The sequence below is a fragment of the Candidatus Cloacimonadota bacterium genome (assembly GCA_028706475.1).
In the GTDB taxonomy this organism is placed as follows: Bacteria; Cloacimonadota; Cloacimonadia; order Cloacimonadales; family Cloacimonadaceae; genus UBA5456.
This window is the reverse complement of record JAQWBI010000004.1, coordinates 1-15,385: the sequence shown is the minus strand read 5'-3', so window position 1 is coordinate 15,385 and position 15,385 is coordinate 1. Positions and strand designations below refer to the sequence as shown.

Genomic DNA, 15,385 nt, shown 5'->3' with positions numbered 1-15,385 from the left:
GCATCGCTATGAGCACAAAGCAAGGCAGACAGGGATACATCTGCTATGTCCGGTCGCTACCAAAGAAGCTGCTTTGCCTTGTGCTCTATCTATTCATAGCTCATATGATGCCAGCCACGCACTTTTTGGTGGTCAGCAATTCATATTATGATCTCTACAGCAATAAACCAGCTTCCCCCGCGGATTACGACCTCAGTAAAGCTCTTGATGGCAAGATCGGTGATCTGCAAATGCAATTTGGAGTGTATCCAGATGCTAAAGTGCCCATATACATCGTGTATGGCGAGGATGAATACCGGAGTCTGAGTGAAGATAGTGCTTCAATAGTGGAATTTAGTGAAGCTTTTTACAACTCGAAGGAAGGCGCCATCTTTGCTCGCAGTAAAGATCAGGTATCGGACAATCATCTGAAGATAATGGTGCATGAATACATACACTGGTACATTGAGGAGCTGTTTATTCAAGCTCCGCTCTGGTTTCATGAAGGTATGGCAACCTATTTCAGCCAGCAATTGGGTTATGAACGATATCTCATCTATCTGAAAGAAAGCCTGATCCAACCCCAAAGCGATCTCTTTCGTATGAGCTACAGATATCCTGAGAATCGGGAGGACTGGCCTCACTTCTATCTGAGTTCGGCGATGGCAACCCACTATATGCAGGATCGCTTTCCAGCCCAGTGGCAGAGCTTCTGGAATCAGGTGGCTGCAAATAACAAGGCGGGCAAGCGTAGCATCTTTTCTCAAACTTTTGCACAAAGCTATCAGACATCACTTTGGGATTTTCACACAAGCTTCGGCTCGTATAGCAAGCGACAAGGCTATCTGTATCTGTTTGTAGCATTGAACACTGTAGTATTTGCCTTTCTGCCTTTTGTGATGTTTGCCATTGCCCGCAAGCGCCGGCGCAGAATGCAGGGTTTACCGGATCTGCCCCTGGAAGATGAAGCGGATGACGAAGAAAGCGCAGATAGACCTTGACAGATCTGGCGAGAGACATCATCTAGCAATAGCTGTTTTTGATAGTCGGAAACGGCTATACATGCTTTATAAATCAAGCCATTCTGGAGGATGGATATGAAATATCTCGATCTCGCGATGAATGCGGCTGCCAGCCTCGGTGCAGAATATGCTGACATCCGTATTCAAAGAAGCACAGACCAACTCATCCTAATGCGCAATCTCAGTCTGAAATCCGCAAATACACAAGTGGTGGACGGTTATGGCATTAGAGTATTCAAGGACGGTGCCTGGGGCTTTGCACACAACAACGTTTACAGCGATGAAGCTGTTCTTGACACGGTGCAAAGAGCATTTGATATAGCAATGCTCTCTGCATCTGTAAACAAGGATAAAAAGCTCCGCCTGGCACCGGAACGCAGCTATATCGCATCGTACAGGACTCCCGTGAAGAAAGACCCCTTCGAGATCCCCTTAACCGAAAAGGTGGATCTACTGCTGGAGATAAACCGCAATATGCTGGCCTATGAAGGTATTCGCCAAGCCGTAAGCTACATCATCATGCACAAGGATGAAAAGCTCTTTGCCAGCACTCTGGGCACACGTCTGGATATTACTTACATCTACATCAATCCAATTATCACTGCTACTGCAGTTGCCGATGGGGACAGTCAGTCCCGCACCTTTGACGAGGGCGGCAGAACAGTTGGCTGGGAGTGGATCGAAGAATTGAACCTAGCAGAACAGGCGAAACACGTGGCGCAAGAGGCATTGATAAAAGTAAAAGCAGATACTTTGGGTGCTGAAGAACGCCGCACGCTGATCCTTGATCCGAATCATCTGGGCCTTACCATGCATGAATCCGTGGGACATCCCACCGAGTTGGACCGCGTATTGGGTTGGGAAGCAGATTTTGCGGGAGTATCATTTGCCACTCCGGAAAAGCTAAAGAACTATCGGTATGCCAGCGAGATTGTGAACTTCGTGGGTGACAACACTCTCCCCGAAGGTATGGCTACTATGGGCTTTGACGACGATGGCGTTCCCGGTCAGAAGTGGTACATCATTAAAGACGGTATCCTGAACGAATATGGAACCACACGGGACACAGCCATGGAGATTGGCTTGGATTACTCGCGCGGATGCAACAGAGCTACCTACTATTTTGACCAGCCCATCAACCGTATTCCAAACCTGTATATGTTACCCGGAACCAAGCCCTTGAGCCCGGCGGAATTGATTGCAGATACCGAAGAGGGCGTATATATACAGGGCAGAGGCAGTTTTTCAATCGATCAACACCGGGTGAATTTCCAGTTTGGTGGAGATTTCTTCTGGGAGATCAAGAACGGCAAGCTCTTCCGACCCCTCAAGAAAGTGCTCTACAAATCCTGTAATCCAGAGTTTTGGAATAGCTGCGACGCCATCTGTGACGAGCGTTTCTGGCGTCCCTTCGGTGTGGTCAATTGCGGTAAAGGGCAACCTTCACAAACTGCCCGCATGACCCATGGTTCTGCTCCAGCAAGATTCAGAAATATCCGTGTGGGAGGTTCCCAATGAACAAGAAATTCGTCGAACAATACATCAGAGAACACTGTTCCGCAGATGATTACACCTGCTGGATAAAAGAAAGCGACAGCCATGAAACCCGCTTTGCCCAAAACGGTATTACACAACATCTGGCAGGGCCAAAGGTCTGGATTGATTTCCATGTATCATTTGGCACAAAAAGCGGTAAAAGCTTGGTCAATCAGGGTGATGAAGAAAACCTGGCAAGACTAATCCAAACAGCAGAAGAGAATGCGCACCTGGCTCCAGAAGATCCGGAACATATGCCATCAGTTGGTCCCGCTGAATTGCCGAAAGTGCAGAATTGCTCAGAAGCAACTCTGAAGCTTACCCCCGCTCAGATGGTGGATATCGTGCAAAAGAGCATCGATAAAGCCAAGGCGATGGATGCCACAGTATCAGGGATGTGCGAAAAGCATTATAACTGCAACTATCTCTTCAGCAAGAATGGCTTCTCTGGGGAAGAATCCTCTACTCAATTTGGACATTCCATGACCATCAAAAAAGCTGAGGTGGAAACTAAAGTGAGCTACGAGGCCAAAGACTTTGCTCCTTTCGATCTGGAGAGCGAGTTTGCCCGCTTGGTATCCCAAGCTGAAGCTCTGGCACATCAGCAGTCTTTTAATGCGCAAAAGATCGCCGTGATCCTGCGTCCGCCTGCCCTGCTAGAACTGATGTGGTATATGAACTGGATGATGAACCGCAGACAGAGCGATGAGGGCTTCACGCCTTTTACAGGGATGTTGGGGAAAGAGTGCTTTGGCAAGAAGTTCAGCCTGTATTCTACTCTTTCGAACAACGATATATTGGCACCGGCTTTTGATATGCTGGGTTTACCGTCAAAAGAGACTTGTTGGGTGGAGCGGGGAGTACTGAAGAACATGCCCGTGGATCGCTACTGGGCGCAGAAAACCGGATGTGAAGCACAAATGCCTTTCAATATGTATATCCCCGGTGAAGATACCAGCGAAGCAGAAATGATGCAGATGGTTCCCAGAGGACTCATTCTAAACCGTTTCTGGTATATCCGCCCGGTGGATATGAAGCGAGGTGAACTCACCGGTATGACCCGTGACGGCGTATTGTACTTTGAAAACGGCGAGATAAAACATGCGGTAAACAATCTGCGATTCAACGAGATCCCTCACGAAATGACACAAAGAATACTGGCACTGGGCAGGGCTCAACTGGCATCTGCAAGCGCTGTCGTACCGCCCATCCTGGTGGATGGATTCAACTTCGTGGATAAAACTTCGTTCTAGTGTTATGTCTAGCTTGGTATGTAATCTACGAATTGCCACAGCGACCCAAGGGAGCTTTTGAATCATTCTCCTCTTTCCCTTTGTTCTATGCAGTGTTGAAGCTGATATCAAGCCGTTATCATCCTGTGTTCACTCGATGATAACCCGATAATATCAGGTTCAAGTATCGATAAACCAGAGGAGGAATGAAGCCGTTGAACCGGTCGGTGGATTATCTGCCAAAGTGGAGTTGGCAGCCCAGTTGTAAAACGACATTCGTTCCGTGATGAGTCTCTAGGATTTTGCATAATCCAGACATAGGTAGAAGAGCGATAGCAAAAAAAGGTTTCAAGCCGGGTTTGTGTGACGCATGTTGTATGATCCCGGCTTGGACCTTCGAAATATCTACCCTGTTGCCGTAGCGGGTATAGTGCCTCGAATACTGGATATCAGAAGATTTGGAGCTTGCCATGTTTTGAGTGATGAAAAAAATCCATAGCAGAATATGCAAATTCCAAAAAATGTATTGACAGAAAAATGAATGTTTAAACATAGTCAAAACAGATGTGATTCAACATTCCCAAGTGCCAATTCCTTGTGTTTACGGGAAAGCCCAAGAATGTTCGATCCCCAACAAAAACACAGGAGATACAAAATGGCCGACAAAACCATTATCTGCAGAGACTGCAACAAAGAATTTGTGTTCACCGACGGAGAGCAAGAATTCTACAGAGAAAAGGGCTTACAAAACGAACCTCAACGTTGCCCTGAATGCCGCAAAGCCAAAAAAGCAGAATTCAATCGTAAAAGATTCCAGAATCGCTAAAACTGGCAATAGAAACAACAATCCACCGCCTCTTCGGAGGCGGTTTTTTGGTTCCCGCCAAATTCTGCGACTTTTGGGATACTCAGCTTTTCCTTGCCAAAAACTGCCCTTCAGTTACAAAGGCAACTGCGACAGCTATTGAATGTCCTCATATTCAATGGATATATCCTAGGCCCAGGATTATGTAAACTGCGGCCCAAAACAGACTCAGAGGAGAATTGATGCGCAAGATAGTCCCTTTACTGATACTTATTGTTGCAGTGTTGCAGTTGAATGGAATACTGCCCAAAGAGCTGCAGAAATCCGGCAATCCCACACTCTATACCACTCTTCAACAAAAAGCCGGTACAAACCTGAATAAACTACCTCGAAAGCTGGCTAGATCTTACCGCGAGATACTGCAAAGTAACGACGATATCCTGATGGCGTATCTTCTGGCTTATGAGGCTGATAGCAAGCTTGCAGAAGCTTCCCCGCAGATAGTAATGGAAAACTATCAGGCGATTACCGATCTTCTGCAAAAAGAGGGCATGAACTATTCCGCAGAGTTCTTTCTATCTTACATTGCAAAGCAGAGTGTTTCAGACGAACGCCTCAGCCCCTATCGTAAAGCGATGCTTGAAGATGGACTGCAGGAAGTGCTGGAGATATCCGATCCCCTTCAACGTTACAGGGCAGTGGCGAGCTGGTGTGTGGGAAAAATGCTCTTTATGCAGACCAGCGGGCGCGATCAATCTCCCTTGGACATTACCCGAAAAAGCCTTACCGGACGCTGTGAGGAGATGCAGATTCTCTTTGTAGCCGCCGCTCGCACAGTGGGATTGCCGTCTCGTCCCGCCAGTACTCCCTGGTGGGCACATATGGACAACAATCACGCTTGGGCAGAAGTGTTTTTGGATGCAGAGTGGCATTACACCGGGGATATGGATGCCGCATACTTTCCCGATCAAACATGGTTTAGCGGGATGATCGACAAGACTGTATTAATCCTGGCAGAAGGCAGTCTGGCAGCGGAAGACGATGAGGTTCTGATCCGTGGAAATTACGATACCATCATCAATTCAACCGCCAATTATGCCAAAGATCGCACCCGCCGTGTGGAGATCATTTGCGTGGATGAAGATGCCAAACCGCTTGCGGATGTGCAGGTAGCTGTGATGGTGTATAACTGGGGGGCTCTGCGTCCTATCATTTATTTGAGAAGCGATGCGAATGGCAGGCTGGGATTCAGTACCGGTAGTGGGGATTTTTATCTTTCTGCTTACAAAGATGCCAAACACGCACTCAGTAAAGTAACTGCCTCTGAAGTAAAGAAGATAACGGTGGAACTGGTGCTTATCGAACAGGATGTAAAGGCCATTGATGCGGTAATGAACTATCCCGGCAATGAAATGGTGTGGCGGGAAGCTCCACTGCAATATCAGGAAGAAATAGCTTCCCGCAAAGAGGCTTGGCAAAGCACTATAGACGCTTGGCAAGAGCGGGCGAAAGCGTCTCCTGTTCCGGACAGTCTAGCGCTGATTGCGCGGGGGAACTTGGGCGAATTGGAGAAGTTTTGGCAAGCGAACACGCCTGTTGATGATAGCTTTATCGGCTTTTTGATGGGATACGATCCCAAGTTTATGTGGCAGGCAGATGCGCAGCTTTTGGAGGCAGTCTATCGTTTTTGGCAGGATCAGGATCGTGATGCACCTCCGGAGCTGATAATGCCTTCAGTATTCTACGAGGAATTGCCTCGCCCTCAGATCAAGAAAGCAAAGGCAATCCTGTATCCCGATTCGTTCCGGAAATCAGGAAAGACACCGCAAAAGCGCATGGATAAGGCACTGAAGTGGCAGAAGCGTAAATACAAGATAGACGGTGCAAAAGCACTGTCCGGACAGCCCAGACTGGACGTGCTGGCAGCTCAGAAATACCTCAGCGATACTCAATACAGGATGCTGGCTATCTATATTCTGAGGGCAAACGGAATCCCCGCACAATTCACTCGCTTGCCCGATAACATTCTGGTCTATCGGGATGATGACTGGCAGTATTATGATCTGAAACAAGGTAAATTGGCCAAGCATGAAGTGCAGAAACAGAGTAGTAACTATCTGGATATTATGTTGACCGATGCAGATGGCGTGCCCATCAACAATGCTCGGGAGCACTTTACCCCTACTCGCTTTGTCGAGGGTGCTTTTTACGATATCAACGCCTCTGTGGATGAATTGGGAGCTGGGAGATATCGCCTGGCAATGCCAGAGAGTGAGATGCAACTGAACTTTGGCTACCGGATATCGGATAGTAAGACAGCATTCAAGATGATTCCTATTACTCCTGGCACAGATTCACTACAGATAGTCGCGCAGGAGTATCCCAGAACTTGGGAGAAAGCCAGTCAGGAGATGTTGCAAATGCTTGATGATACGGATTTGACAGGGAAGGATGTGGTGATCTTCGGAAACATCGATCAGGAAAATAGCATGCGCATAGCTCAGAAGCTGTTGGATATGGATAGAGGCTTTGTATTTTACGGCTATACTCAGCAAGGTTCCCATCGTTTGCCAGGATATGTGTTCAATCCGGTCTGGCAGGATATGGTTCATAGCGATCCCGGTTTTGCACATGCGGTAATTACTCTATATAGAACAGCAGAAGGCTGGAGGATGTATGAAGGCATCTGGAGCAAGCTTCCATAAATCGCTTTTGGAAGGGACATTGGAGTACGCTTTGCCCTTTTTCGTGGCTTGGGGCGAAAACATCGTTATATTTTCCAGTATAAGTACATATATTAGGAAGGAACGACTGCAGTGAATAGCAATCTTGGCATCCATCAATTTATGCCTGATAAGGTGTGGAAGTGGAAGATATTGGAACAGAAGGTGGCCAATGTGCTAGCTTTGCACGATTATCAGGAGATTCGGCTGTCTGTCCTGCAGGATTACGAGGTAATCCACCAGGGAATTACCGCACTAATGCAGGAAGATGAAGTCGAACACGCCACCGAAGGCATTGTCAATCTGTCCCGTCCCAATGGAGATATCAGCCTGCTTACTCTACGCCCGGAAGGCACCATCAGCGTGTTGCACCACACAGCGCAGATTATTAAGGACAGAGATGTGCACCGCTTCTACTATATGGGTCCGATGTTTCGCAAAGAAAACAGCGCAGCACCCAGGGAATTTCATCAATTGGGAGTGGAGCTATTAGGCAGCGACAGCGTGATTTCGGAGAATGAAGTGATTTCATTGGGGATTAATATCTGCCAAAACCTGGGATTGAAAGATGTCCGGCTTCACCTCAACAGCTTTGGCTGCCAAGTCTGTCGTCCTGCCTATGTTTCAGATATGAAAGACTATCTGGACAAACACAAGGACGGATTGTGCACACCTTGCTTTACAAAGCTATACACCAATCCCTTTGCGGATCCGGGCTGTGATAACGAGCAGTGCTGGGAAACCATCACGAAAGGTCCGCGGATGCTGGATTACCTTTGCCCAAAGTGCAAAAAAAACTTTAGCCGGGTAAAGATGATCCAAGCCAATCTGGCACACGAATACACGATCAATCCACGCATGTTCAAGAACTTCGCTTATTACAACGAGACCGTGTTTGACTTCGTAATCCGCAACGGGGGCAATGACTTGGTGATCGGCGGTGGCGGGCGTTATGACTTTCTTTCACAGATGATTACCGGCAAGAAGATCCCCGCGGTGGGTTTTTATCTGAATATCGACAGCATTTTTGACACGATGGATCGGCGAGGGCTGTTTACTCCTCTGGACAAGTCTTTCAGCGTTTACATTGCCTCGCAAAGCGAAGACCTGGAGATGATGATGCTGCAGATAGCTCAGGAACTGCACGATAACGATATCAAGACTGTACTCAGCACGGACAAGCACAGCATCGATGAGGATGTGGTTTTAGCTCAAAAAGCCCTCTGTGAACTGCTGATCGTGATCCGGGATGAGAATGTGCGTGAGGGTAAGATCCTGATGCGCAACATCATCAAAGAACATCAGGATTACATCGGGCTCCACGAGATCACGGATGCCATTCTGCTGGCCCGCAAATCTTTAAATAACTCATAACAAGGAGATACAATGAAATCCATCATGACACACAGTGCACCGGCTGCTATCGGCCCTTACTCGCAGGCAGCATTGAGGAACGACACTTTGTTTGTTAGCGGTCAATTGGGGATAGATCCAAATACCGGGAATATGGCAGATGGTTTTGAAGCCCAGGCGAATCTGGTGTTTCAGCACTTGAAAGCCATATTGGAAGCTGCCGGTATGGGAATGTCTCATGTAATGAAAGTAACAGTGTTTATGAAAGATATGAACGATTTTGCCCTGCTAAATGAGATCTATGCACGCAACTTCAGTGCACCATATCCGGCTCGTGAAGCCGTTCAGGTGGCGCGCTTGCCCAAAGACGGCTTAGTAGAAATATCCGTGATCGCGATGAGGTAATACCTTGAGCATCACTACAAAAGGCGGAGACCAGGGTAGCACCTCTTTATACACCGGCGAAAGGGTGTTGAAGAGCGATCTGCGTGTGGATGCCTATGGCAGCTTGGACGAACTGGATGCCTTCATCAGTGAAGCCAAACACCATATAGGAGATGTGGAGATCAAAAAGCTCTTGCTGGACACTCAAAACCGCCTGTACCGTGTGATGGGAGAGCTTGCCACACCGGATGGAAGCTATCTGATGCCCATCTGCAAGGAAGAAGTGGATGCCATCACGGATACTATTCACCTCTATGAGGAGCGGGTAAATCTGCAAGGCTTCGTGGTTCCGGGATCCTGCATTGCCAGTGCGCATTTGGATATTTGTCGCACCGTTGCCCGTCGTGCCGAACGCCGGGTAATCGCTTTGGCACAAGCCTCGGATGTCCCTCCCAATCTGATAAAATATGTGAACCGGCTCTCAGATTTCTTTTTTATCCTGGCCCGCGCAATCGAGGTTCAGGAAGGAGTATTGACATACAAAAGCAAACTTGATACAGGTTGCAATAAAACATAAAGACAAGCAGCTGTGCCCAATAAGCAGATTATTATGTAAGCTGCAGGGCCAGAAAGGCAGATTTTCTGATGCATTAGGAGAATGGAATATGTACAAGATAGTATTGATAAGACACGGTGAGAGCGAATGGAACAAAGCTAATCTCTTTACCGGCTGGACGGACGTTGATCTTTCGGAAAAAGGCATGCTGGAGGCCAAAGAAGCCGGAAGACGCCTCAAAGAAGCCGGCTTTAGCTTCGATGAAGCTCACACCTCGGTATTAAAACGAGCCATCCGTACATTGTGGATGGTCTTAGACGAGATGGACTTGATGTATATCCCCATCCAGCATGATTGGCGGCTTAATGAACGCCATTACGGGGCATTACAGGGTTTGAACAAAGCAGAGACAGCCGCCAAATACGGTGAAGAACAGGTGTTGGCCTGGCGCAGAAGCTACGACACGCCACCTCCCGCGCTGGATAAAAACGATGAGCGCTATCCCGGTGCTGATATTCGCTACAGGCATCTGGAAGAGAAGCATATCCCTCTATGTGAATCTTTGAAAGATACCGTAGCGCGTACCATGCCCTTCTGGAAAGATGTGATTATTCCACGCCTGGCAGCAGGTCGCAAGATGGTGGTAACAGCCCATGGCAACAGCTTGCGCGCTATTGTGAAAAACCTCGATCAGATCTCTGATAGCGAGATCGTGAGCTTGAATATCCCTACCGGGATTCCTCTGGTTTACGAATTCGATAAGGACCTACAAGTCCGCAATCGATATTATCTGGCCGATGAAGAAGAAGTGAAGGCAGCGGCCAATAAGGTGGCAAATCAAGCCAAGAACTAACGTGATCAGCTGGCTGGTGCAGGATGTTCCATACCAAGCGGAGCTGCCAGTTCTGTTCTTTGGTATGGGAGTATATGAATCAGGCAAAAAAGCTTGACTAATATCCATCTACGCAGAACATGGCAAAAAAAACCAGAAGGAGTCTTATCATGGCTGTTAAGATTGATAAAGAAACCTGCATCGGCTGCGGAGCATGCGTGGATGTATGTCCCGTAAGCGCTCTTAGCCTTGTTGACGGTAAAGCTGATTGTGATGAAGGCACTTGCATTGATTGCGGGGCTTGCATTGCTACATGTCCGGTATCGGCCATCAGCGAGTAAGCAAACTACTCAACAGATTCAGGTGGAGTGAGCAGCATAGCAGCTTCTCCACCTTTTAGTAAAAGGAGATTTTTATGAAAAGATACACATTCCTGCTGCTCTTGCTATATCTTTGTTCAGTCTTATTCTCATCGGATGTAAGCGGGATACAGAGCGGAACCTGGACTGCTGCGAACAATCCGTATGTCCTGGTCGGAGACGTCACTGTCCCAGCCGGTTCCACCCTAACTATAGAGCCTGGCGTATTGGTTCAGGCCATGGGTAACTATCAGATCAATGCCGAAGGCAATATCCAAGCTATCGGTACAGAGACAGACAGCATACGCTTTGAGAATGCCCAGACTCCGCCCACGAATCTCTGGAAAGGCATTCGCCTGGAAAATGAAACGGAAGAGAGCAATTTCATGCACATCGTGGTGGAATATGCCGAATATGGCATCAATGCAGTAGATTCTCCCATGGAAGTCTCCTACAGCCGCTTTAGCTACAACCAGCGTGGCCTCCACCTTTATGGCATCGGCAATCTCAATCCTGCAGTTATGGATGTGCACCACAACATCATTGAACATACCATGCAAAACGGTATCTTGGTGCCTCAGAACAGTAATGCCTGGATTCATCACAATGAAGTGCGCTACAACGGCACTGTAACCCAATACTACGGTGCAATCCAACTGGCAAACCAATCTGCCGGTGGACAAAACAATCCCATCATCGAGCACAACTATATCCACGACAATTTTAAACAGGGCATCACTGCATGGGATATTGTAGGAGCTGGAGCGATCAACGCTACCATCCGTTACAACCACATAGAAGGCAACCTCACCGGTATCTATCTGCTGAATGCCAGCGGTGTGGTTCACGACAACCTGATTATAAACAACTTTATCCCCGGAGATACCAATAGCGGTGCCGGCATGATGATCGGTGGTGCCACGTCGATGCCTTATATCGCCGGAAACACCCTTACCGGAAATTTCACCGGATTCTATATCACCGGCAACGCCATGCCCGTCCTGGGTGATCTTGCTTTGAATCATCCTTTTGCTTATGGACAAAATGTCATTCAAGACAACATCGACGAGAGCAACACTCTGCACTCTGTGGTTTGCGCCAGTTACAGCGCCAGCCAAAACGTAATCAAAGCTGAAAACAACGATTGGGGAGTATATACTCCGTTCGAGATCGGCATCGGCATCATGGACAACAACGACAGCGCCAGCCTGCCTACAGTGGATTTCGAACCTTGGTTCCAGCCGCAGACCGGCGTCACTCTCAGCGGTTCATTCTCTTGGGATACAGAAGACTACGACGAAATAAGCCCCACAGAACTCAATCTGCTCCTTGTGGATCCGGTGAGTGGCGAGATTCTGGAAACACATGACCTGGATGCCAATCCCTTCACGATAGAGACTGAAGTAACAGGTAGTTTTTACGTCCTGCTCAACGAACCTACACCTTCCCGCCAGATTTACGCTGCTCCGGGCAGCTTGATCAGTCCCACAGAATTTGATGCTTCCACAGGAGAAGACATCGTTCTGGGCGATATTTACATCGATTCTTGGCAACATTATCTGAAAGAGCAGCGGGGCGAGAGCGAAATCATCAATGGCAGAGAGGTCTTCCCGATCTCCAAAAGCATGCTGTTCCTGGCTCCCCATATTATCGACTACTTCTATGATGAGGGCGACAACCGCTATATCTATCGTCATGAGGAGTTTGACGGCGAGCAGTGGAACACTGTGGATTTCGGCTTTGATCAGATCTACGATCAAATCGCCAATTTCAACCATTCCTACACTTGGCAACAGAATTATGTAGAGAACGGCATAGCAGTTACCTACATCGTAGGTGTTAGCATCGATGACGCTGGAGATCGTACTTTTGTAACAATGGATCAGTCCTGGAATCAGCTTTTGCGCCGCATTACCGGTGCGGATTATGAGCGCATGTATGTGATTACGGATGGCAGTGTAAGCACCATGCTGGAAGTTGAGGAACCCACAGCGGGGCTGCGATATATGTTCTTCCGTATGCCTCCGCAAAATCCATCGGATCTGAGGTTGCGCAGCGAATTAGTTGAAGACACATCCTACAATTTGGAGTTTTGGTGGAATCCTTCCACCATGCCGCTGAACGACATAGATGGTTACAAGCTTTATTGGCAAAGAAGCGGAGAAGAACCTCAACTTTACACCACCATTCCCAGCTTTCATACATCCTGGACGCTATGGGGCGTAACGGGAAACGGCACTTACAACTTTTGGCTGACGGCTACGAACGGCGAAGTTGAAACCGAGCCCAGCAACTTCGTAACCATCACCCTTACTACTGCCAATGAGGATCTGGTCCAAAAGCCTCAGCTTTCGGTGTATCCAAACCCAGTTAGCTTTGGGAACAATGCTGCCTTGCACCTGAACGTAAAAGGCATGGACAAACCCATGCTAAATATCTACAACCTCCGCGGTCAATTGGTCTATGACAGCGCCATCAAGAACGAAAAGAGTACTTGGAACGGCAAAGACAATAGCGGCAGAGCTTTGGGCAGTGGCGTCTATTTCATGCGCCTTGAGGATGCCAACAAACAGCGGATCAACAAAAAGATCATAGTTACAAAGTGACGAGTATGCAACAATCGCAATGGCAACAGAAGGCTGTACAAAGCTTTGACACAGGCTACAACTGCGCCCAGAGCGTATTCGTTGCCTTTGCTCCCGCTTTGGGACTGGATGAAAAGACTGCTCTGAAGATTGCTTCCACATTTGGTGGCGGAATGCATAGAGGAGCCACCTGCGGAGCCCTGACTGGAGCGATGATGGCCCTGGGCCTGGCAGCGGGTTTTAGCGAATACAGCCCCGAAGCCAAGGATGAGATCGGCGGTTTGACCCGCGAACTGGTATTACGCTGGCAGGATCAATTCGGTGAGCTGGACTGCAGGGATATTCTGCAGATTGATCCATGTGATCCAGAGCAAAAAACAAGCTGCCCGCGAAGCCGGAATCCTGGCCGAGCGTTGCCCAAATTGTGTGAACGGAGCGGTTCAAATTCTCTCCGATATCTTGCGGGAGCTTGATGTTTTGTAATTAAGAATATCTTCCATATATGGAGACAAGGTAACCAAATGGCTTGTCCCTACTGGAAAACTATAAGAAAGCCCTTAGGAGGTAATATGTCCGAGATAATATATGTGAAAGGACGCGAAATACTGGATTCCCGGGGAAATCCCACCGTGGAAGCCGATATACATCTGGAGAGCGGTATCAGTGCCCGGGCATCAGTGCCCAGCGGCGCATCCACCGGCGAACGTGAAGCCATCGAACTGCGGGATGGCGACAAATCCCGCTATATGGGCAAAGGCGTATTGAAAGCCGTACAAAACATCGATGAGATCATAGGCACGGAACTCTTGGGCATGGAATCTCAAATGCAGGCCAATCTGGATATGATGATGCTGGAACTCGATGCCACGGATAACAAGGCGAAATTGGGCGCTAATGCCATTTTAGCGGTCTCGATGGCTGCTGCACGCGCTTCCGCCATGGAACTGGACATCCCGCTATATCGCTATTTGGGCGGTGTGAATGCCTTCACTCTGCCAGTTCCGATGAGCAACATCATCAATGGTGGCGAACATGCCGACAATAATGTGGATATTCAGGAATTTATGGTGATGCCTCTGGGTGCCCGCACTTTCCGCGAGGCTCTGCGCATGAACGCTGAAGTATTCCACAACCTGAAGGCCATTCTAAAGGGGCGCGGCCTTGCCACTTCAGTGGGAGACGAAGGCGGTTTTGCCCCCAATCTGGCTTCCAATGAAGAAGCTTTGATCGTGATCGTGGAAGCCATTAGTAAAGCCGGATACAAACCCGGTGAAGACATCTTTATCGCTCTGGATGCCGCCGCTTCATCCTTCGTGCAGAACGACGGCAAATACGCCATCGACGGCAAGATTCTATCCAGCGAAGAGCTGATCTCCTATTACGAAGAGATCGTTGCCAAATACCCTATCTGCTCCATCGAAGACGGTCTGGCAGAAAACGATTGGGATGGCTGGAAGCTCTTGAACAAACGCCTGGGCAACAGGATTCAACTGGTGGGTGACGACCTGTTTGTCACCAATCCCAAACTGATCCGCAAAGGTATAGCCGAACAAGCTGCCAATTCCGTGTTGATCAAACTCAATCAGATCGGTAGCGTCAGCGAGACCATCGATGCCATCAACACCGCTCACAAAGCGGGTTGGACTGCTGTTGTCTCGCACCGTAGCGGCGAGACCGGAGATACCTTCATTGCAGATCTGGTAGTGGCGTTGAACACTGGACAGATCAAGACCGGAAGCATCTCCCGCAGTGAAAGAGTGGAAAAATATAACCAGCTCTTGCGCATTGAGGAAGAACTGGGCGAAGCAGCTCGGTTCCCCGGAAGATCCGTGATCAAACAACTAGCCAAATAACCTTATCTCTTTATATGCCTCTGCCAATGGCGGGGGCTTTTTATCTTATCCGCACTTTCCACTCCCAGAGAATCATCGCGTATCGAAGCAGATATCATTGGGTTATAGTCGGGTGACCACTCGATGATAACAGCTTAATATCTGCTTCACCATACCTTGAACATCT

At 48.3% G+C, this 15,385-nt stretch carries 13 protein-coding genes; all 13 read left to right on the top strand.

Going from position 1 to position 15,385, the window contains the following annotated elements; translation table 11 throughout:
• Positions 1-8: 8 nt before the first annotated feature.
• The 13 genes from PHF32_01730 to eno all read left to right on the top strand — a co-directional run bounded on the left by PHF32_01730 (position 9) and on the right by eno (position 15,219).
• A complete protein-coding gene (locus PHF32_01730; protein MDD4559452.1) occupies positions 9-980 on the top strand; it encodes a hypothetical protein in 972 nt (323 codons plus the stop codon).
• A 96-nt stretch (positions 981-1,076) separates the two neighbouring features.
• Positions 1,077-2,519, top strand: a complete 1,443-nt coding sequence (locus PHF32_01725) for a TldD/PmbA family protein (protein ID MDD4559451.1) — start codon at positions 1,077-1,079, stop codon at positions 2,517-2,519.
• Positions 2,516-3,790, top strand: coding sequence for a metallopeptidase TldD-related protein (locus PHF32_01720; GenBank protein ID MDD4559450.1), 1,275 nt, complete (start codon positions 2,516-2,518; stop codon positions 3,788-3,790). The genes PHF32_01725 and PHF32_01720 overlap by 4 nt, the downstream gene beginning before the upstream one ends.
• A gap of 634 nt (positions 3,791-4,424) precedes the next feature.
• The gene (locus PHF32_01715; GenBank protein MDD4559449.1) at positions 4,425-4,595 is read left to right on the top strand and encodes a zinc-ribbon domain-containing protein; all 171 of its coding nucleotides are present in this window, start codon (positions 4,425-4,427) and stop codon (positions 4,593-4,595) included.
• A 221-nt stretch (positions 4,596-4,816) separates the two neighbouring features.
• Positions 4,817-7,279 (top strand): transglutaminase-like domain-containing protein, encoded by a 2,463-nt coding sequence (locus tag PHF32_01710; protein ID MDD4559448.1) that lies wholly within the window; start codon positions 4,817-4,819, stop codon positions 7,277-7,279.
• A 111-nt stretch (positions 7,280-7,390) separates the two neighbouring features.
• Positions 7,391-8,671, top strand: coding sequence for an ATP phosphoribosyltransferase regulatory subunit (locus PHF32_01705; GenBank protein ID MDD4559447.1), 1,281 nt, complete (start codon positions 7,391-7,393; stop codon positions 8,669-8,671).
• 12 nt (positions 8,672-8,683) lie between these two features.
• A complete protein-coding gene (locus PHF32_01700) occupies positions 8,684-9,055 on the top strand; it encodes a RidA family protein (GenBank protein ID MDD4559446.1) in 372 nt (123 codons plus the stop codon).
• A 4-nt stretch (positions 9,056-9,059) separates the two neighbouring features.
• Positions 9,060-9,611, top strand: a complete 552-nt coding sequence (locus tag PHF32_01695) for a cob(I)yrinic acid a,c-diamide adenosyltransferase (protein ID MDD4559445.1) — start codon at positions 9,060-9,062, stop codon at positions 9,609-9,611.
• An 88-nt stretch (positions 9,612-9,699) separates the two neighbouring features.
• A complete protein-coding gene (gpmA, locus tag PHF32_01690) occupies positions 9,700-10,443 on the top strand; it encodes a 2,3-diphosphoglycerate-dependent phosphoglycerate mutase (GenBank protein MDD4559444.1) in 744 nt (247 codons plus the stop codon).
• Positions 10,444-10,562: 119 nt separating this feature from the next.
• Positions 10,563-10,763, top strand: coding sequence for a 4Fe-4S binding protein (locus PHF32_01685; protein ID MDD4559443.1), 201 nt, complete (start codon positions 10,563-10,565; stop codon positions 10,761-10,763).
• 74 nt (positions 10,764-10,837) lie between these two features.
• Positions 10,838-13,387 carry a T9SS type A sorting domain-containing protein gene (locus PHF32_01680; GenBank protein ID MDD4559442.1) on the top strand — a complete coding sequence of 850 codons (2,550 nt, stop codon included), beginning with the start codon at positions 10,838-10,840 and terminating at the stop codon, positions 13,385-13,387.
• 5 nt (positions 13,388-13,392) lie between these two features.
• Positions 13,393-13,839, top strand: a complete 447-nt coding sequence (locus PHF32_01675; protein ID MDD4559441.1) for a C-GCAxxG-C-C family protein — start codon at positions 13,393-13,395, stop codon at positions 13,837-13,839.
• A gap of 96 nt (positions 13,840-13,935) precedes the next feature.
• Positions 13,936-15,219, top strand: a complete 1,284-nt coding sequence (gene eno / locus PHF32_01670; GenBank protein MDD4559440.1) for a phosphopyruvate hydratase — start codon at positions 13,936-13,938, stop codon at positions 15,217-15,219.
• Positions 15,220-15,385: the final 166 nt, after the last annotated feature.